The organism is Teichococcus rhizosphaerae, assembly GCF_002631185.1.
GTDB lineage: Bacteria > Pseudomonadota > Alphaproteobacteria > Acetobacterales > Acetobacteraceae > Pseudoroseomonas > Pseudoroseomonas rhizosphaerae.
On record NZ_PDNU01000010.1, the window covers coordinates 110,053 to 129,468 of the forward strand.

Annotated in this window: 15 protein-coding genes; 5 read left to right on the plus strand and 10 right to left on the minus strand. The window is 71.8% G+C overall.

What is annotated here, in order from left to right; genetic code table 11:
* Positions 1 to 7: 7 nt before the first annotated feature.
* From CR162_RS08230 to rfbF, 4 genes are read right to left on the minus strand one after another with little or no spacing between them, the layout of a single operon-like run.
* Positions 8 to 1,297, minus strand: a complete 1,290-nt coding sequence (locus tag CR162_RS08230) for an NAD(P)H-dependent oxidoreductase (protein ID WP_099095060.1) — start codon at positions 1,295 to 1,297, stop codon at positions 8 to 10.
* A gap of 18 nt (positions 1,298 to 1,315) precedes the next feature.
* Positions 1,316 to 1,882 (minus strand): dTDP-4-dehydrorhamnose 3,5-epimerase, encoded by a 567-nt coding sequence (rfbC, locus tag CR162_RS08235; RefSeq protein WP_099095061.1) that lies wholly within the window; start codon positions 1,880 to 1,882, stop codon positions 1,316 to 1,318.
* Positions 1,879 to 2,937 carry an NAD-dependent epimerase/dehydratase family protein gene (locus CR162_RS08240; protein WP_099095062.1) on the minus strand — a complete coding sequence of 353 codons (1,059 nt, stop codon included), beginning with the start codon at positions 2,935 to 2,937 and terminating at the stop codon, positions 1,879 to 1,881. Before CR162_RS08240 ends, rfbC begins: the two co-directional genes overlap by 4 nt.
* A 4-nt stretch (positions 2,938 to 2,941) precedes the next feature.
* On the minus strand, positions 2,942 to 3,718 hold the full coding sequence (gene rfbF / locus CR162_RS08245) for a glucose-1-phosphate cytidylyltransferase (RefSeq protein WP_099095063.1): 777 nt from the start codon (positions 3,716 to 3,718) through the stop codon (positions 2,942 to 2,944).
* Between the two features lie 381 nt (positions 3,719 to 4,099).
* Between rfbF and CR162_RS08250 the strand changes: the two genes are divergently transcribed.
* Positions 4,100 to 4,963, plus strand: a complete 864-nt coding sequence (locus tag CR162_RS08250; protein ID WP_281254960.1) for a glycosyltransferase family 2 protein — start codon at positions 4,100 to 4,102, stop codon at positions 4,961 to 4,963.
* Positions 4,964 to 4,984: 21 nt separating this feature from the next.
* Here CR162_RS08250 and CR162_RS08255 read toward each other — a convergent pair whose 3' ends face one another.
* The 3 genes from CR162_RS08255 to CR162_RS08265 form a co-directional block, all read right to left on the minus strand.
* The gene (locus tag CR162_RS08255) at positions 4,985 to 7,513 is read right to left on the minus strand and encodes a putative bifunctional diguanylate cyclase/phosphodiesterase (RefSeq protein WP_176559771.1); all 2,529 of its coding nucleotides are present in this window, start codon (positions 7,511 to 7,513) and stop codon (positions 4,985 to 4,987) included.
* Positions 7,514 to 7,676: 163 nt separating this feature from the next.
* The gene (locus tag CR162_RS08260) at positions 7,677 to 8,489 is read right to left on the minus strand and encodes an N-acyl homoserine lactonase family protein (protein WP_099095066.1); all 813 of its coding nucleotides are present in this window, start codon (positions 8,487 to 8,489) and stop codon (positions 7,677 to 7,679) included.
* 131 nt (positions 8,490 to 8,620) lie between these two features.
* Entirely contained in the window at positions 8,621 to 9,076 is a 456-nt protein-coding gene (locus tag CR162_RS08265) for an Lrp/AsnC ligand binding domain-containing protein (protein ID WP_218014852.1), read from the minus strand.
* A 130-nt stretch (positions 9,077 to 9,206) separates the two neighbouring features.
* On the opposite strand from CR162_RS08265, the gene putA reads away from it, so the two are divergent.
* From putA to CR162_RS08280, 3 genes are all read left to right on the plus strand, one after another.
* Positions 9,207 to 12,866, plus strand: a complete 3,660-nt coding sequence (gene putA / locus CR162_RS08270; protein WP_099095068.1) for a bifunctional proline dehydrogenase/L-glutamate gamma-semialdehyde dehydrogenase PutA — start codon at positions 9,207 to 9,209, stop codon at positions 12,864 to 12,866.
* Between the two features lie 342 nt (positions 12,867 to 13,208).
* Positions 13,209 to 14,558, plus strand: coding sequence for an outer membrane beta-barrel protein (locus CR162_RS08275; protein WP_141563109.1), 1,350 nt, complete (start codon positions 13,209 to 13,211; stop codon positions 14,556 to 14,558).
* Positions 14,559 to 14,726: 168 nt separating this feature from the next.
* Positions 14,727 to 15,266, plus strand: coding sequence for a polysaccharide biosynthesis/export family protein (locus CR162_RS08280; RefSeq protein WP_245870203.1), 540 nt, complete (start codon positions 14,727 to 14,729; stop codon positions 15,264 to 15,266).
* 163 nt (positions 15,267 to 15,429) lie between these two features.
* Here the strand turns inward: CR162_RS08280 and CR162_RS08285 are convergent, their stop codons facing one another.
* The 3 genes from CR162_RS08285 to CR162_RS08295 are packed head-to-tail and all read right to left on the minus strand — an operon-like array spanning position 15,430 to position 18,535.
* Complete coding sequence (locus CR162_RS08285; protein ID WP_099095071.1) at positions 15,430 to 15,816, minus strand: c-type cytochrome; 387 nt, start codon at positions 15,814 to 15,816, stop codon at positions 15,430 to 15,432.
* The gene (locus tag CR162_RS08290; protein ID WP_099095072.1) at positions 15,816 to 18,074 is read right to left on the minus strand and encodes a xanthine dehydrogenase family protein molybdopterin-binding subunit; all 2,259 of its coding nucleotides are present in this window, start codon (positions 18,072 to 18,074) and stop codon (positions 15,816 to 15,818) included. Before CR162_RS08290 ends, CR162_RS08285 begins: the two co-directional genes overlap by 1 nt.
* Positions 18,075 to 18,088: 14 nt before the next feature.
* The gene (locus tag CR162_RS08295; protein ID WP_099095073.1) at positions 18,089 to 18,535 is read right to left on the minus strand and encodes a (2Fe-2S)-binding protein; all 447 of its coding nucleotides are present in this window, start codon (positions 18,533 to 18,535) and stop codon (positions 18,089 to 18,091) included.
* 257 nt (positions 18,536 to 18,792) lie between these two features.
* Between CR162_RS08295 and CR162_RS08300 the strand changes: the two genes are divergently transcribed.
* Positions 18,793 to 19,374, plus strand: a complete 582-nt coding sequence (locus CR162_RS08300; protein ID WP_099095074.1) for a TetR/AcrR family transcriptional regulator — start codon at positions 18,793 to 18,795, stop codon at positions 19,372 to 19,374.
* Positions 19,375 to 19,416: the final 42 nt, after the last annotated feature.

The following is a 19,416-nucleotide window of genomic DNA, read 5'->3' on the forward strand; positions in this document are numbered from 1 at the left end:
CCGAGGGTCACGCCGCGGGGAACATCTTGTCCTGTTCGGCCCGCAGCATGTCGATGAGGCGACCGGGGGGGATCTCCACATCGTCATAGGTGAGCACGGCATCCTTCGGGATGTCGCGCTTCAGGCGGCAGCCCTGGGCCATGCCCATGGGCAGCAGCTTCTCGCGGCGCGAGATGCCGTAGGTCTCGCACTGCCCGTAGGTCATGTAGCCACCGAGGGCATCGATCTCCTCGCCGGCCTTGAGGTCCTTCTTGGCCGTGGCGACGATATCGACGCGCGGGCCGTCGATCGGCTGCAGCACCGCGTCGCCGCACAGCACCACGCGGGCCACCGAGATGGGGATCTCGAAGTGGCAGAGGTGGTAGGGCGTGTAGAAGCTGTAGAGCGGGCCGGTGCCGAGCTTGTACAGGTTCAGGTAGTGCTTCTGCTTCGGGTCGTCATGCGTGGCCAGGACGTAGATGCCCGGGCCGGGCTTGCTGCCGACGACGTAGTCGACGATGCCGCCCTTCTCCTTCAGCATGTCGATGTCGTAGAGGCCGGTCAGCTCGTCCACATGGCCGCGGTGGTCGCGCCCGATCATGCCGCGCTGGTTCACCGTCATGCCGGTGGCATTGGCGACGATGGCCTGCTCGAAGCTGATCTTGGTGCCGTCGGCGAAGCTGGTCACCATGTAGGGGTCCTGCCCCCACTGCCTGGCGAAGCCTTCCTGCGTCGTCGGGTTGCGGTAGGGGTCCTGGAGGCCCTTGATGTTGCCGCAGACCAGCGGCGTCAGGCCGATCGACCGGACGAAGCGGAACAGGTTCATCTGCACGCCGGGCTGGTCGCCATCGGCGCCGGTGAAGATGATGCCGGCGGCGTCCGCCTTCTTCTTCAGCAGCGGCCCGACCGTGCCGTCCAGCTCGGCGTTCATCGAGACCATGTGCTTGCGGTTCTCGATCGCCGCCATGGTGACCTGCGCGCCGTACTCGATGGCGCCCGTGGCATCCACCAGGCATTCCAGGGCCGGCGAGCGGCAGAGCAGCATCGGGTCCTGGGTGATGGCGGGGCGGCCCTGGGCGATCGCCTCGGCCAGCGCCGCATCCGTCTCCACCACCGCGACATCGGTGACGCCGGCCAGCTCGAAGGCCTGCCGCGCGCGCTCGATGCTGCGGTTGCAGATCACCGAAAGCTCCATGCCGGGCACGGAGTTGACGATCTGGTTGGTGATGCCCTTGGCCATGAAGCCGGCGCCGAACATGCCGACGCGCACCGGCCTGCCGTCCGCCGCGCGCTTCCTGAGCAGCGTGTCATAGATCATGATGCGTCTCCGGCCGGCTCAGCGCACGCCGCGCAGTTGTTCGACGGCATGGAAGCCGGCGTCGAAAAGCGGCCAGCTCCGGTCCTTCTCCGACACCAGCTCCGGCTGGATCGGCCAGTCGATGCCCAGATGCGGGTCGTCGAAGCGCAGGCCGCGCTCGCCGCCCGGCATGTAGGCGTCGCTGACCATGTAGAAGGCCTCGGTGTCGTCGCGCAGGGTGATGAAGCCATGCGCGAAGCCCCGCGGCACGTAGAGCATCTGGCGGTTGTCCTCGCTCAGCTCGATGCCGAAGTGCTGGCCGTAGCTGGGCGAATCCGGGCGCATGTCGACGATGACGTCGTAGAGCGCGCCGCGCAGGCAGCGCACCAGCTTCACCTCCGCCGCCGGCGGCAGCTGGTAGTGCATGCCGCGCAGCGTCCCCTTGCGGGGGTTGAAGGAGTTGTTGACCTGCGTGTAGCGGCTGACCAGCCCGGCGCCTGCGAATTCCTGCTCGCAGAAGGCGCGGGCGAAGAAGCCGCGCTCATCGGCGCGCGGCTCCATCTCGATCACATGCGCATCCTGCAGGGGCGTCTTGTGGAACTTCATGCCACGGCCTTCTGCGGCTCGAGATTGCTGTCCACGGCGCCCGAGGCGATCAGCTTCTCCAGCGTCACCAGGCGGATGGCGGCGGAGTTGCGGTAGTTGCGGTCGGCGAAGCCCTGGGCGGCCAGCTCGTCGCGCAGCTCGGCGATGGCGCCGTCCAGCGTCTCGCGCGGCTGGTGGTCGGGCGCCAGCCGGGCGAAGAGCGAGAAGTCCACCTTGTAGGAGCGCTTGTCGGGCGGCGCGGAGGTGGCGATGGAAACCTTCGCCTGCGGCATGGCGCGGCCGACCGCCTCGGCGAGCTCGCGCACCTGGTAGTTCCAGCGCTCGGCGCCGACATTGACGGACAGGAAGTTGCCGCCATTCTCGGCCGGGCGGGTGATCGCCCACTCGATGGCGCGTGCCATGTCGCGGACATGGATCAGCGGCCGCCAGGGCGTGCCGTCGCTCAGCACGCTGACCTCGCCATTGGCGAGGGCGCCGGCCACGAAGTCGTTCAGCACCAGGTCGAGCCGCAGGCGCGGGGACATGCCGCAGGCGGTCGCGAAGCGCAGGCAGGAGATCACCATCTCGCCGTTGTCGAGCGCGCGCAGCGAGTTCTCGGTGTCGATCTTGGAGCGCGCATAGGCGGTGAGCGGGTTGAGCGTGTCCTCCTCGACCCGCGCCCGGCCATCGGCGGCGAAGCCATAGACGCTGCAGGAGGAGGCGAAGACGAAGTGCCGGACCCCCGCCTCGGCCGCGGCCTTGGCGACGTCGACGCTGGCGCGGTGGTTGATCGCGTCCGTCACCGCCTCGAAGCGCTGGCCCATCGGGTCGTTCGAGATGGCGGCGAGGTGCACCACCGTGTCGAAGCCGCGCAGATCCTCGGTGCCGAGGTCGCGCACGTCGCCGAAGCGCTGCTCGTCGAGCAGGGTCTCGGGGAGCGGGTCGCGCGTGGTGAGGCAGTGGCCGAACCAGCCGCGGTCGTAGCCGATCAGCGTGGCGTCAGGAAAGGCGTCCCGCAGGTGCCGGACGACGACCGGACCGACATAGCCCATATTGCCGGTGATCAGGATACGCATGGTTTCAGCACCCCCAAACGCGCCACGGCGCCTTGCCGGAAGCCCACAATCCCTCGAGATGGCTCCGGTCGCGGATGGTGTCCATCGGATGCCAGAAGCCATGGTGCTGGTAGACCGACATCTGCCCGTCGGCGCAGAGGCGCTCGATCGGCTGGTCCTCCCAGACGGTGGAGTCGCCCTCGATGTAGTCGCTCACCTTCGGGCTGAGCACAAAGAAGCCGCCATTGATCCAGCCGCCATCGCCCTGGATCTTCTCCTTGAAGGCGGTGACCTGCTTGCCCTCGATCTGCAGCGCGCCGAAGCGGCCGGCGGGCTGCGTGGCCGTCATGGTGGCCAGGCGCCCCTCCGCCTTGTGCAGGGCGATGGTGGCGGTGATGTCGATGTTGCCGACGCCGTCGCCATAGGTCAGGCAGAAGGCGTCCTCGTCCTTCAGGTAGGGCATGACGCGCTTGATGCGCCCGCCCGTCATGCTGTCCTCGCCCGTGTCCACCAGCGTGACCCGCCAGTTCTCCGCCCGGGCGTTGTGGACCTCCATGCTGTTCCGCTCGAGATCGAACGTCACGTCGGACATGTACATGAAGTAGTTCTTGAAATATTCCTTGATGACGTTGCCGCGATAGCCGAGACACACAACAAAGTCGTTGATGCCATGGGCACTGTAGATTTTCATGATGTGCCAAAGGATAGGACGGCCGCCGATCTCAACCATGGGTTTCGGGCGAACCGAGGTCTCCTCGGCAAGGCGGGTTCCCAGTCCACCGGCCAAGATGACTGCCTTCATATCTCAGAACCTTCGCTGCTGGAGCGGCATTTGGAAATCCCAGGATGATTTGTCCCAAGACATATTCGCAGTGTGATTTATGAGACCGGGTTTGCCTAGGGAGAACGGGATCACCAAATAGTCAATACGAAATTGTTATTCCACAACCACAACCAGGGGCTTGCCCGAGCTATTCGTCCTGCGGCTGCCGAAACGGTCACGAAGCCGGCATGGCGCCTTTTGCCTGATCTCATAAATTTGTTCTGTTTCTGCTTGTTTTTTGGGAGCGATTCCAAAAAATTTAGACTGCCGCAACGCGCTGATCGGCAGGCCATGCGTTCTGTGTGAAGGCCGGACAAGGAATTGAGCAGCATGACTGAAGACACGCAGGTTACGATTGGCATGCCTGTCCGGAATGGCGGGCAGCAGATCCGGACCGCGATCGATTCTCTGTTGTCGCAGACGCACAGGAACATCAGGCTCGTCATCTCGGACAACTGCTCGACCGACGAGACGCGCGAGATCTGCCGCGAATACGCCCGCCGCGACAGCCGCGTCACCCTGCACGAGCAGCCGGAGAATCTCGGCATCTGCGGCAATTTCCGCTTCGTGCTGATGCAGGCCGACACCCCCTTCTTCCTCTGGGCCTGCCATGACGACGTCTGGGCGCCCGAGTTCATCCAGAAGAACCTGGAGAACCTGCAGCGCAACCCGCAGGCCGTGGCCAGCACCTCGCGCGTCGCCATGGTGACGCCCGACGGGCGGCGGGCGATGTCGAACGGCACCTTCGCGCTCCAGGGCCCGGCGGCCGACCGCCTGCGCGCCTTCTTCTGGGACCCGGGCGAGGTGTCGCGCTTCTACGGCGTCTACCGCACCGAGGCGCTGAAGCGCTCCTTCCCCGAGGACATCGACGTCTTCGGCTATGACTGGATCGTCATGGCGCTGAACCTGCTGGAAGGCGAGCATCTCGAACTGCCCGAGGTGCTGCTGGCGCGCGAGGACCACGACGCCGACCACTACCACCGCACCCTGGTGCGCCGGCAGCCGCGCCGGCTCTACCGCTGGATGCCGCACCTGCCCATGGCGCAGGTACTCCGCCGCCGCCTGCCGCCGGAGATCTGGCGCGCCTGCCGCGGCCGCATCCTGCGGCGCAACGCCATCCAGTCCCTGATGTACTTCAAGTACCGCGTCCCGGCCCTGGCGCCGCTCATCCGCACCCTGTCCGTGCTGGAGCGTGCCCGCACCCGCTACATCAAGGCCATCTGAGGCCGCGCCTCCCGCCGGGCCCTATCCGGCGGGATCCTCGCCCATATCCTGGGCGGGGCCGGAGCAGGGCTGCCACAGCAGGGCGGCCACCTCCGCCGCCGGCACGGGCGGGCTGAACAGGTAGCCCTGCGCGTCGGTGCAGCCGAGCTGCCGCAGGGCCTCGAGCTGCTCCGCCGTCTCGACCCCCTCCGCCGTGACCGACAGGCCCAGGCTGTGGCCCATGCCCACCACGGCGCTGACGATGGCCTTCGACTCGACCCGTCCCGGCAGGCCGGCGATGAAGGAGCGGTCGATCTTGATCTTGTCGAAGCGGATCCGCAGCAGATAGCCGAGCGACGAGAAGCCGGTGCCGAAATCGTCCAGCGCGATCCGCACGCCCAGCGCCCGCAGCGCGTCGAGCGTGGCGATGTTGGCCGGGTCGTCCTGCAGCAGCGTCGATTCGGTGATCTCCAGCTCCAGCCGGCCGGGCCGCAGGGCGGTCACGCACAGCGTCTCGGACAGGGCGCGGAGCAGGCCCGGGTCGCGGAACTGCACCGCCGAGAGGTTGACCGCGACATTCACCGTGTCCGGCCAGCACGTCGCCGCGCGGCAGGCATTGCGCAGGATCCACTCGCCGAGGCGGATGATCATCCCGCTCTCCTCGGCGAGCGGGATGAACTCCGCGGGCGATACCGGGCCGTAGAGCGGGTGGCGCCAGCGCAGCAGCGTCTCGAGGCAGGTGACGCGGCCGTTGCGCAGGTCGACGAGCGGCTGGAAGTGGAGCGAAAGCTCGCCGCGCTTCAGCGCGCTCCGCAGCCCCGCCTTCAGCATCTGCCTGCGCCGCACCGCCTCGTCCATGGTGGGCTCGAAGAAGCGGAAGGTCCCGCGCCCGCCGGACTTGGCGTGGTAGAGCGCGATGTCGGCGTTCTTGATCAGGCTTTCCGGCGTGTCGCCATGCGCGGGCGCCAGGGCCAGGCCGATGCTGGTGCCCGCCGCCACGAGCTGCCCCTCCAGGTGGTAGTCCTCGTCCAGCAGCGCCACGAGGCGGCGGGCCATGGCGGCCGCCTCCTCCGGCGCCGCCAGCCTCGTCTGGAGCAGCGCGAACTCGTCGCCGCCCAGGCGGAAGACGCCGCCGCCCGCCGGCTGGAGCGTCCGCAGCCGGTCCGCCACCTGTTGCAGCAGGCTGTCTCCCGCCGTGTGGCCCAGCGCGTCGTTGATGCCCTTGAAGTGGTCGAGGTCGAGATAGTGCAGCGCCATGGCCCGCCCATCCCGCGGCTCGGCCAGGAGCCGCTTCAGCTCGGCGTGGAACTGCCGCCGGTTCGGCAGGCCGGTCAGCGGGTCGTGGCAGGCCAGGTAGGCGGCGCGCTGCTCGGCGTTCCGCTTCTCGCTGATGTCGTGCGACACCACGAGCAGCCGGACCACCGCCCCGCCGGCGTTGCGCACGGGCGACACGGTCACGTCCCACCACCGGGGCGCGCCCCTCAGGGTCGGGCAGAAGCCGGTGAAGCGGGCGGCGAGGCCGGCCCTGGCGGCGTCCAGCGCGCGCCGGGCCTCGCCGGCCATCTCCGGCGGCAGCAGGCCGGCCCATTCCCGCCCGAGCAGCAGGGCGGGCTCGCCCACCTCCATGAGGATCTCGCCGGGGCCGTTCATGAACTGCACGCGGCCGGCGAGGTCGAGCAGCTTGATGCAGCCGGTGCTGCTCTCGATGACGCTGCGGGTCAGCTCCTCGCTCTCGCGCAGGGCCTCCTCGGCGCGGGCGCGGTCGGTCACGTCCCAGCCCGCGACCAGCACCGCCTCCCGCCCCTCGAAGACGAAGTGGCGGGACAGGATGTCGGCGATCCGCTCGCCGCCCAGCGCGTCCACATGCCGCCAGTTCCGGCAGATCCGGACCGCGCGGCGGGGCGCGGCGGGCGTGGCGCAGGCCGCCTCGCGCTCCCCGGGGGCCTGGATGCCGGCGCGGAGATCCGGCACGGCCATCTCGAGAAAGGCCTCGCGCGACCAGCCATAGGCCGCCACGGCGGCATCGTTCACGGCCAGGAAGCGCATGGTTTCCCGGTCATGCACCCACATCGGCACCGGGTTGTGCCGGAACAGCAGGCCCAGCGCCTCCTCCGCCTCCCCCGGGAGCGCGATGGCGGTGGCCGCGCACAGCACCCCCTCCGTGCCCCCCCGCTCCCCCTCCACCGGGCTCAGGGTGAGCCGCAGGGCGGGCCGGTCGCGCTCCCCGGCGCCGCCCGCGCGGCCTGGCCAGTCCAGCGTGGCGAGGCAGCCGAGCCGCAGCACCCTTTCCAGCGGATCGGACAGGGCGGCGGAAAGCGCCGCCAGCGCCTTCGCCGCACCGCCCCCGCCGGCGCCCCCACTCGCGCCCGCGCCCACGCCCACGCTGGGCGCCTCCGGTCCGCCGATGAGCGCGACCATCGCCTTGTTGAGGGCGAAGGGCCGCCGGTCGGCGCCAAAGACGCAATAGGCCAGGGGGCAGGCCTCGAGCCCTGCGGCGAGCGCCCGGAGCCTGGCATCCGCTTCCCGCGGTTCGCCACCCGCCGTGGCGTGGCGCAGGGCTGGGCTGGTCATCGACACTCCGTTCATCACCGGAGACGCCACAGGGCATGTCACTGGTGCGCGAGCATAGCGAGATGCTTCGCTGCGATGCAACGGCCACTGGCGCCAGCGACCCCATGGAATCCTAAAGACTTCGGGATCGGAATGAATGTGGGCTGCCAGGATGCCGCCCGCCTCACCCCGGCCGCGGCTCCGCGTCCAGCCGCGCCGCCATGCCCTCCAGCCCCGGCGCGGAGGCGGGGTAGCGCTCCAGCACCAGCGGGTCGTGGCCGGGGATGATGTGGGCGGGCGAGCTGGCCAGGCGGTGCAGCGCGTCGTAGCCCTCCAGCACCTGCGTCATGTCCGCCACGATGGGAAAGGGCCGGCGCTGCTCGAGATTGGCGTAGAAATGCGTGGCGTCCGAGGCCAGCACCACCCAGCCGCGCCGCGTGCGTACGCGCATCACCTGCAGCCCCAGCGAATGCCCCCCCACATGGTGCAGGCTGACGCCCGGGGCCAGCTCCACGCTGCCGTCGTGGAAGCTGGCGCGGCCGGCGAAGACGCGGTCCACCATCGCCTTCACGTCCTCCGCCTCGAAGGGCGCGCGCAGCGTCCCGTGGCACATGCAGCGCCCCGTGCAGAAGGCCATCTCCCGGTCCTGGATGTGGTAGCGCGCGCCGGGAAACATGCCGGCATTGCCCGCATGGTCGTAGTGCATGTGCGACAGCACCACGTCGGTGGCCTCCGCCGCCTCGATGCCGATGCGCCGCAACCCCTCGGCCGGGGTGCAGAGCAGCCGGCGGCCGCGCCGCGCCGCCACCTCGGCGCTGAAACCGGTGTCGAGGATGAAGCTCCGCCGCCGCCCGACCACCGCCCAGACGAAGTAGTCGAGCGGCATCGGCGCGTTGTCGTGCGGGTCGCCGCCGATGAAGTTCTCATGCGCCGGGCGGTCATGCCGCGCATACTTCACGGCATGGATCTCGTAGCTGTCCTCGTCCTGTCCGGGCATGGCCGGTCCTCCCTTCCGCGCCCGGGGCCTGGCCGCCGGGCCGCCGCGTTGGCCGGCATGGCGCCGGCGCCGCCACCATGCCCGCGCCCGGCGGGCGGGGCGACCCCCGCCTTTCCCGCCGCACGAGGGGCTCAGAGCGGCAGCAGGCCGTCGCTCTTGACTTCCTCCATCACGGCATAGGTCCGCGTTTCGCGCACGCCGGGCAGGGCCAGCAGCACGTCGCCCAGGAAGCGGCGATAGGCCGCCATGTCCCGCACCCGGGTCTTGACCAGGTAGTCGAAGCCGCCCGCCACCATGTGGCACTCCAGCACCTCCGGCGCCCGGTTCACCGCCTCGGCGAAGCGGGTGAAGACATCCGGCGTGGTCTTGTCGAGCAGCACCTCGACGAAGACCAGCAGGCCGAAGCCCAGCCGGTGCGGGTCCAGCCGCGCGCCGAAGCCGGTCACGAAGCCTTCCCGCAGCAGCCGCCGCATCCGCTCGCTGGTGGCCGTGGGGGACAGTCCCACGCGCTCGGCCAGCTCCAGGTTGGTGATCCGCCCCTCGCGCTGGAGGACGGAAAGGATCATGCGGTCCGTCCGGTCGGTCATCGGTATCTTTCACCAGGAAATGGGCTTAACGGCGCCGATCATACGGCTGGATGCGCGAAAGTCCCGTGTTGATCGGCCGGCGGCGCGGCTACCATCCCCTTGTCCCGCCGACCCGCCGAGAGAGTGCATGATGAGCACCGACCTTCTGCCCCCGCCCTTCCAGGCCCTCGCGGAGGAGGTCCGGCCGCCGGCCCCGCTGCGCGATGCCATCACCCGCGCCACGCGCCGGCCGGAAACGGAATGCCTGCCGCCCCTGCTGGCCGCCGCCGCCCTGTCCCCCGCGCAGGAGGAACAGGCCGCGGCGCTGGCGCGCCGCCTGGTGCTGGGCCTGCGCGCCAGGCCGCGCCAGGGCGGGGTGGAGGCGCTGATGCGGGAGTTCTCGCTGTCCAGCCAGGAGGGCGTGGCGCTGATGTGCCTGGCCGAGGCGCTGCTGCGCATCCCCGACACCGCGACGCGCGACGCGCTGATCCGCGACAAGATCGCGGGCGGCGACTGGCGCGCCCATCTCGGCCGTTCCGGCTCGCTCTTCGTGAACGCCGTCACCTGGGGGCTGGTGGTCACGGGGCGGCTGGCCTCGCCCGAGGGCGAGGCGGGGCTGGCCAGTGCCCTCACCCGCCTGCTGCGCCGGGCGGGGGAGCCCGCCATCCGCCGCGGCGTCGACCTCGCCATGCGCATGCTGGGCGAGCAGTTCGTCACCGGCCAGACCATCGCGGAGGCCCTGGCCAATGGCCGGGCGCGGGAGCGGCAGGGCTTCCGCCATTCCTACGACATGCTGGGCGAGGCCGCGGCCACGGCGGCGGACGCGGCGCGCTACCGGCGCAGCTACGAGGAGGCCATCCACGCCATCGGGCAGGCCTCGGCCGGGCGCGGCATCCAGGAAGGGCCGGGCATCTCCATCAAGCTCTCCGCCCTGCACCCGCGCTATGCCCGGGCGCAGCGCGGCCGGGTGATGGCGGAGCTGCTGCCCCGCCTGGCCGGCCTCGCGGCGCTGGCCCGCCACCACGACATCGGCCTCAACATCGACGCCGAGGAGGCGGACCGGCTGGAGCTGTCCCTCGACCTGCTGGAGGCGCTCTGCCACGATACGCGGCTGGCGGGGTGGGACGGCGTCGGCTTCGTGGTGCAGGCCTATCAGCGCCGCGCGCCCTTCGTCATTGACTTCCTGATCGACCTCGCCCGGCGCACGGGGCGGCGCATGATGGTGCGGCTGGTCAAGGGCGCCTACTGGGACAGCGAGATCAAGCGCGCGCAGCAGGACGGGCTGGAAAGCTTCCCCGTCTTCACCCGCAAGGTCCACACGGACGTCTCCTACCTCGCCTGCGCGCGGAAGCTGCTGGAGGCGCCGGACGCGGTGTTCCCGCAATTCGCCACGCACAACGCGCGGACGCTGGCCGCCATCCACGCCATGGCCGGGCCGGAGCGCTACCGGCCGGGCCAGTACGAGTTCCAGTGCCTGCACGGCATGGGCGAGCCGCTCTACGAGGCGGTGGTCGGGCCCGCGGGGCTGGACCGGCCCTGCCGCATCTATGCCCCCGTCGGCACGCATGAGACGCTGCTGGCCTATCTGGTGCGGCGCCTGCTGGAGAACGGCGCCAACACCTCCTTCGTGAACCGGATCAACGACCCTGGCGTGCCGGTGGAGGCGCTGGTGGCGGACCCCGTGGCCGCCGCCGCCGCTCTCGTGCCGCCGGGCCGGCCGCATGACGCCATTGCCGCGCCCGCCGCCCTGTTCGGCGCCGCGCGGCGCAACGCGGCCGGGCTCGACCTGGCGGACGAGCACCGCATCGCCGAACTCGCCGGAACCCTCCGCGCCAACGCCGCGCCGCTGCGTGCCGCGCCCACCCTGGCGGAGGGCACCGCCCCGCCTCGCCCCGTGCGCAACCCGGCCGACCGGCGCGACGTGGTGGGCCATGTCGCCGAGGCGGCGCCGGAGGCGGTGGACGCCGCCCTGGCCCGCGCCGTGGCGGCCGCGCCCGGCTGGGCCGCCCTGTCCGGCGCCGCGCGCGCCGCCCGCCTGGAGCGCGCTGCGGAGCTGATGGAGGCGCGCCTGCCGGCCCTGCTCGGCACCATCGTGCGCGAGGCCGGCAAGTCGCTGCCCAACGCGGTGGGCGAGGTGCGCGAGGCGGTGGACTTCCTGCGCTACTACGCCGCCGAGGCGCGGGGCTTCGCCGCCGCGACCCACCGCCCGCTCGGCGTGGTCGCCTGCATCTCGCCCTGGAACTTCCCGCTGGCCATCTTCACCGGCCAGGTGGCGGCGGCGCTGGCGGCGGGCAATGCCGTGCTGGCCAAGCCGGCCGAGGAGGCGCCGCTCACCGCCGGCCTCGCCATCGGCCTGCTGCACGAGGCGGGCGTGCCGCCCGGGGCGGCGCAGCTCCTGCCGGGCGACGGCGCGGTGGGCGCGCGGCTGGTGGCCGACCCGCGCGTGGGCGGCGTCATGTTCACCGGCTCCACCGAGGTGGCCCGCCGCATCCAGCGGCGGATCGCCGGGCGCCTCGGCGCCGATGGCCGGCCCGTGCCGCTGGTCGCCGAGACGGGCGGGCTGAACGCGATGGTGGTGGACAGCTCGGCGCTGGCCGAGCAGGTGGTGGCCGACGTGCTGGCCTCGGCCTTCGACAGCGCCGGGCAGCGCTGCTCGGCGCTGCGCCTGCTCTGCGTGCAGGAGGAGGCGGCGGATCGGCTCCTGGAGATGCTGAAGGGCGCCATGGCGGAGCTTTCCACCGGCGATCCGGCGCGGCTTTCCACCGATGTCGGGCCCGTCATCGGCGAGGAGGCGTGGGAGGGTATCCTGGCCCATGTGGCCGCGATGCGGCGGCGCGGCCACGCCGTGCACGCCCTGCCCCTGCCGGCAGCGTGCCGGCATGGCAGCTTCGTCGCGCCCACCCTCATCGAGATCGACCGCGTGGAAGCGCTGGAGCGCGAGGTGTTCGGCCCCGTGCTGCACGTCCTGCGCTTCCGCCGCGAGGCGCTGGACGGGCTGATGGCCGAGCTGCGGGCCACCGGCCACGCGCTGACCTTCGGCATCCATTCCCGCATCGACGCCACGATCCGGCGGCTCGCGGAGCAGGCGCCGGCCGGCAACGTCTATGTCAGCCGCAACATCATCGGCGCCGTGGTGGGCGTGCAGCCCTTTGGCGGGCACGGCCTTTCGGGCACCGGGCCGAAGGCGGGCGGTCCGCTCTACCTGCGCCGCCTGCTGGCCGCCTGCCCGCCCGCCATGGGCCTGCCCGAAGGCACGCCGCCCGAGGCGGCGCGGCTGTGGCGCGGCTGGCTCGCCTCCCAGGGCCTGCCGCTCCCCGCGACGCCCGCGCCGCTGGCCCCGCCCCGGCTGCTGCCCGGTCCGGTGGGCGAGGAGAACCGCCACGGGCTGCACTCGCGCGGCACCGTGCTCTGCGCCGCCGCCACCCGGGAAGGGCTGGCGCGGCTGGCCGATGCCGCGCTGCTGGCCGGCAACCGGGTGCGGCTGCATGCCCCGCCCGGGGTGCTGCCGGAAACGCTGCCGGAAACACTGCCGGAGGCGCTGCGCCCCTGGGTGACGCCCGTCGCCGCGCCGGACCCCGCCGGCTGCGACGTGGTCCTGCACGAGGGCGACGCGGCGTCGCTGCTCGCCCTGTGCCAGGCGGCTGCCGCCGGCGAGGGCCCGATCGTCCCCGTGCTGGCCGCCGGCGCCGAGGGCCACCTGCCGATGGAGATGCTGGTGCTGGAGCGCTCCGTCAGCATCAACACCGCCGCGGCGGGGGGGAATGCCAGCCTGATGGCGCTGGAGGACGGCACCGGTCCCTTGCCCGGCTGAGGATGCCGGCGGGACTCTAGGCGGGGCTGCCAATGAGGCTCCGGGCGGCGCTGGCGCAGGGCGGCCACAGGGGCGGGGGAAAATGGCCGGCGGCGGAAGGCGCGGGGCTTGCCGGCCTTGCCAGCCTTCCCCTTCCGCGACAGGGTGGGGCGTTGCCTCCGGGACGCGGCGCCACGGAAAAGCGCAACTCCGCGTGGCCCGGGGCCGGGACGGCGCAGAGAAGGCTTGATCTGGGCTGATTCCGTGAAAAAATATTTCGCCGTCTCCATGCGGGAGCGGTGCCACGGCCGAACTGAAGTTGGGATCGCTCCGATGCCTTCAAAGAACACGCTCAGGAATGACATGGGAGACATCGCAGCGGTCCGCCCCGGCACGGAGAAGGGCGCGGCCCGCGCCCGCCGCCTCCCCGCCGCGCTGAGCCTGCTCTGCCTGCCCGGCTTCCTCGCCCTGGCGCCCGCCGGCGCCGCCCTGCTGGCCCTGGCGCCCGCCGGCGCCGCGGCGCAGACCGCCACGATCGGGCCGGAGGCCACGGCGCGCGGCGTCACCGTGATGACCCGCCCCCGCCCGGACTACGACCCGGCCGGCGTGCGCCTGGGCGGCTTCCGCATCGACAGCGCCCTCGAGCTGGGCATGGGCTATGACGACAACCTCCAGCCCGGCCGCGAGAACGAGAAGGGCGACGCCTTCTTCACCGAGGCGCTGAGCGTCTCGGCCAACAGCTTCTGGACGCGCCACGCCCTGGGCCTGACCGCCTCGCAGTCCACCCGCCAGCACATCCGCGAAAGCAGCCTGAACTGGAACGACTACGCGGTGGGGGTGAACGGGCGCTACGACATCGGCCGCGCCTCCTCGGTCTTCGGCAGCTACAACTACCAGCGCTCGCATCTCGACGTCGACAATTTCGACGTGCAGGAAAGCGGCTTCAGCCGCCCGGTCCCGTATGACCAGCACATCTTCGAGGTGGGCGGCGTCGCCGCCTTCAACCGCCTGGCGCTGAAGCCCTCCGCCGAGTACCGCATCATCCGCTACGAGGACCGCACCAGCGGGGACCAGCGGGAGATCAACTCGGGGAACGACTACAACTCGCTCCAGGGCGAGCTGGAGGCGGACTACACCGTCGTCGAGGGCCGGCACCTGCTGGCCCTCGTGCGGGTGCAGGACATCGCCTATGATCGCTCCGAGCAGCGCGGCCGCGACTCCTTCACCTGGGAGGCGCAGGCCGGCTTCCAGTACGACCTGACCGGCCTGTGGCAGGCCCGCCTCACCGCCGGCTACCGCGAGCGCGACTACGACGACCCGACGCTGAAGAACCTGTCCGGCCTCGCCTTCGAGGGCCAGCTGATCATGGTGCCCTCGCAGCTGACCACCGTGACCCTCGCGGTGCAGCGCACGATCGAGGAATCGATCCGCGCCAGCAATGTCAGCTACACCCGCACCCTGGGCCGCGTCACCGTCGATCACGAGCTGCTGCGCAACGTGATCCTGACCGGCGAGCTGCGCGCCGAGCACCGCGACTACCCGGAGCGCGGCAAGGTCACCGACGGCATCGCGCTGGTCGGCGCCCAGTACCTGATCAACCGCAACATGGCGGTGCTGGCCAGCTACCAGCACACCGAGCGGCTGGAGGCGCCGGACGGGGTGCGGGAATACGGCATCAACCAGTTCCAGGTGCGCCTGCGCTTCTCCCTGTAATGAGTCGGGAAATCATCAACTATTGATCGAGAGACGGCGCCTTTCTGCTTCGTCCACGCTGCGTCGATATGTAGATATTTGTCTCATATTTCCAGATTCCGGGAGTGAGAGATGCCTCGTTCTGCTTTTTCGATGAAGGGTGTGCGCGCAGGTCTGCGTGGACTGGCCATGGGCGCCGCGCTCCTGCTGGCCGCCTGCGCGAATCCGGGCGCCGACCTCCCTCCCCTGCCGCAGACCGTAGCCGGCCCCTACAAGCTCGGCCCCGGCGACCAGCTCCGCGTCACCGTGTTCAACGACCCGCGGCTGACCGGCGAGTTCCGCGTCACCGACAGCGGCACCATCGCCCTGCCGCTGGTGGGCGCCATCCCGGTTTCCGGCCGCACCACCGCCGAGGCCGAGACGGCCATCGTGCGCAGCCTGCGCAGCCGCAACCTGTTCAACGACCCCTCCGTGGCGGTCGAGATCCAGGAATACCGGCCCGTCTTCGTGCTCGGCATGGTCGAGCGCGGCGGCCAGACCCCCTACCAGCCGGGCATGACGGCGCTCGCCGCCGTGGCCGTCTCGGGCGGCTTCAACTACCGCGCCGTGACCGAGTATGTGGGCCTCACCCGCATCGGCGAGGACGGCCAGCCCCGCGAATACCGCACGGAGCGCCAGACCCTGCTGCAGCCCGGCGATGTCGTGACGGTGTTCGAGCGCCGCTTCTGAGGCCCGGCGCCACCTGGGCCTGATCCCGGCCAGGCGGAACCGCCTGACCGGACCTGCTCCCGGGGGGCTCCTGAAACGGGAACGGCCCGCCGCGCATCGCGCGGCGGGCCGTTCCGCATTCCAGGGCCCGGCCTTTCCGGCCGCGCCCCGGGGCACGAACCCCTCAGGGCGCGGCCAGGAAGGCGATGATGTCCTTGCGGTCCTGCGCGGCGGCCACGCGTTGCACCATGCGGGTGCCGCGCGCGACGCCGGTCGGGTTGGCCAGGAAGGCGTCCAGGGTGTCTGGCGTCCAGCTCTGGTCCAGCCCCTTCAGCGCCGGCGAATAGTTGTAGCCCTGCACGCCGGCGGCGGCGCGGCCCATCACGCCCTGCAGCGTGGGGCCGACGCCGTTGCGCGGCTGCGCCACCTGGTGGCAGAACTGGCATTGGCGCTGGAACAGGGTACGGCCCCGTGCGGCATCCCCCTCCGCTTCCTGCGCCCGCGCCGGCAGGGAAGCCAGCGCGGCGAGCAGCAGGGTGGAGGACAGCTTCAGGGCGAAGGCACGGTGCATCAGGCGGCTCCCAGGCGGGTCTTGGAAAGGGGCAGGCTGCGGATGCGCTGCCCGGTCAGCGCGGCCACCGCGTTCACCACGGCCGGCGGCACGCCGGGCAGGCCGGGCTCGCCGATGCCGCCCATGGGCGCGCCGCTTTCCACGATGCGCACATGCACGCGCGGCATACGGTCCGGCGGCAGGATCGGATAGCCGTCGAAGTTGCGGGCCTGCGGCGCGCCATCGGCATAGACCACCTCCTCCAGCAGCGCCGAGGACAGGCCGAGCGCCACGGCGGAGTTCACCTGCGCCTCGATGATCGCCGGGTTGACGATGCGGCCCGGGTCGATCGCCACCCAGACATCGTGCACCACCACCTCGCCCTCCTTCAGCGACACCTCGGCGATGGTCGCCACCTCGCTGCCGAAGGGCGAGGCCATGGCGACGCCGCGGGCGCGCCGGGTGCCGTCCGCGGCCTCGTAGGGTCCGCGCTTCCAGCCGCCGGAAAGCGCGCCCACCGCCTCCAGCAGCGCCTTGTGGCGCGGCTTCTCCGCCAGCAACCGCAGGCGCAGCGCATAGGGGTCCTGGCCGGCGGCATCGGCCATCTCGTCGAAGAAGGCCTCGTAGAAGAAGTCGTTCATCGAATGGCCGACGGAGCGCCAGAAGCCGATGACGGCCGGGTTCCTCAGCGGCACATGCGCCACCTGCCGGTTGGGGATGGCGTAGGGCTTGCCCGAGATGCCCTCCACCGCCGAGGGGTCGGCGGCGCCCGGTTTGGTGCCGAACCAGCGGCCGATCGGCCCCTCGCCCACCGCCTCGGCCTCCAGCGCCACGGGCAGCCCGTCGGCGCCGATGCCGGCACGGAAGCGCGCCAGCCCCATCGGCCGCAGCGCGTCGCGCAGGAACTCCTCCTCGCGGCTCCAGATCAGCTTCACCGGCCGGCCCACCGCCTTGGCGAGCTGGATGGCCTGCGGGAAGGGGCTGGCCGCGTCGTAGAGGAAGTGGCGGCCGAAGAAGCCGCCCAGCATGGGCGAGTGGATGTTCACCTTCTCGGGCGCGATGCCGGCCACCTGGGCCGCGACGCGCTGGAACATCTCCGGCGCCTGGTTGGGCAGCCAGAGGTCGAGCGTGCCATCGGCGTTCCAGCGGGCGATGGCCGAGGGCGGCTCGAGCTGGCCATGCGCCAGGTAGGGCGCGTCATAGCTGGCCTCGACCGTGCGCGCGGCGCCCTTCAGCGCCGTGGCGGCGTCGCCCACGGTCTCGGCCGTGTTGCCCGGGCCGGAAGCGGCGGCGAGCGCGGCGCGCATCCCGTCCGAGGAGAAATCCGCCGGCATCACGTTGCGCGCATCCGCCGCCGGCTCGCTCCAGGCGACCTCCAGCGTCTCGGCCGCGCGGCGGGCGCGCCACCAGCGGTCCGCCACCACGGCCACGGCGCCGGGCAGGCGGTGGATGGAATGCACCCCCGGCATCGCCTTCACCGCCGCCTCGTTGGCGATGGCGCCGGGCTCGCAGCCCAGGCGCGGCGCGTGCTGCACGGCAGCCTGCAGCATGCCCTCCACCGCGAGGTCGATGGCATAGACCGCCTTGCCGGTGGATTTCTCGCGCGCGTCGAGCCGCGCCACGGGCTTGCCGATGTAGCGGAAATCCGCCTCGGCGCGCAGGGGCGCGCCGTCCGGCACCGGCAGCGCGGCGGCCTCGGCGGCGAGGGCGCCGTAGTCGAGCGTCCGGCCGGAGCCGGCATGGACCACGCGGCCCGGCTCGGTGGAAAGGCTGTCCAGCGGCACGCCGAGGCGCGTGGCGGCGGCCTGGAGCAGCATCCGCCGGGCGCTGGCGCCGAGCTGGCGCATGGTGGCGTAGCTGCTGCGGACGGAGAAGCTGCCGCCGGTCAGGCGCCGGCCGTTCACCACCATGTAGTCCGCGCCGGGCGGCGCGCATTCCACGACGAAGCGGGCGGGGTCGGCGTCCAGCTCCTCGCCGACGATCTGCGCCATGGCGGTGGAAACGCCCTGGCCGCCCTCGACGAAGGGGCTGCGGAGCAGGATGGCGCCGTCGGGGCGGATCTCCAGGAAGGCGGGCACGCGGGTGCCGGGCTTCGCGGCTCCGCCAGCGGCGGCCGCCTGGGCGCGGGCCGGCGCGCCGCGCAGCGCGACGCCCAGCACCAGCGCGCCGAGCGAGGCGCCGAGCAGGCCGCGGCGGGACAGGTTGAGCGGCCGGTCCGCGGGCAACGCGTCGCGCAGCGCGAGGGCCTCGACCAGGGCGGGAGGGGTGATGGCGTCCATGGCGCGTTCCTCCCTCAGCCCTGCGCGGCCTGCCGCGTGGCGGCGGCGATGGCGTTGTAGGTGCCGCAGCGGCACAGATTGGTCATGGCTGCGGCGATGTCCTCCTCGGTGGGCCGCGGCGTTTGCTTCAGCAGGGCGGTTGCCGCCATCACCTGGCCGGACTGGCAATAGCCGCATTGCGGCACCTGGGCGGCGACCCACGCCTCCACCACGCGGCGGCCCACCGGATCCTCGCCGATCGCCTCGATGGTGGTGACGGGCAGGCCCGCCACGCTTTCCACGGGCGTCACGCAGGAGCGCGTCGGCTGGCCGTCCACCAGCACGGTGCAGGCCCCGCATTGCGCGGCGCCGCAGCCATACTTGGTGCCGGTCAGGCCGAGCTCGTCGCGGATCACCCAGAGCAGGGGGGTGTCGGCCTCAGAGTTGACGCGGCGGGGCGTGCCGTTGATGATCAGTTCCATGAGGGCCGTCCTTCAGGGGAGAGGGTTCGGTCGGTGGCTGGCGCCGCCGGCCGGCAGGGCCCGGCGGGACCAGGGAAAAGGCGGCTCCGGCCCTGTCGCGCCCGGCGGGAAGGCCCTACACAGGAGGAGGCCGGAAGGGTGGACCGGAAGGGCGGAACCGGATGGTTCGGATTTAGCCAAATCCCGCCCGGCCTGTCAAACCGAATGGTTCGGGCGGGCCGGCCCAGGTGAGCCACCAGCAGGGGCGGGTCAGGACGATGTCACCGGCGGACGAGACGACGCGAACACGAATCCTGGAGGCGGCGCTGGCGGAGTTCGCCCGCCACGGCATCGCGGGCGCGCGCATCAACCGCATCGCCGCGGCGGCGCGCACCAGCAAGGAGCGGCTCTACGCCTATTTCCGCGACAAGGAGGAGCTGCTGGAAACCATCAAGGCGCAGCAGATGGCCGAGATCGCCCGCGCCGTGCCGATGGATCCCGACGACCTGCCCGGCTATGTCGGCCGCCTGTTCGACCATTTCCGCCGCCACCCGGAGCATCACCGCATCGCCGCCTGGTGCGCGCTCGAGGATGCCGGGCAGGCCCTGCCGGAGGACCATCCCCGGCTCGCCGCCTACCGCGCCAAGCTGGAGAAGCTGCGGGCCGCGCAGCGGGCCGGGCTGATCGACCCGGGCTGGGACCCGGTGGCGCTGCTCGGCCTGCTCATCGCCCTCGCCCGCAGCTGGTGCCACATGCCGCAGGAGGTGTGCCAGCTCGCCGGCGCCGCGGAGCCGACGCTGGCGCGGCACCGCGCGGCGGTGGTGGAGGCGGCCCGCCGCCTGCTCCGCCCCCCGGGCTAGGCCCAGGGGGCACTCAGGGCGGCGGCCCGGGCCGGGCGGGCC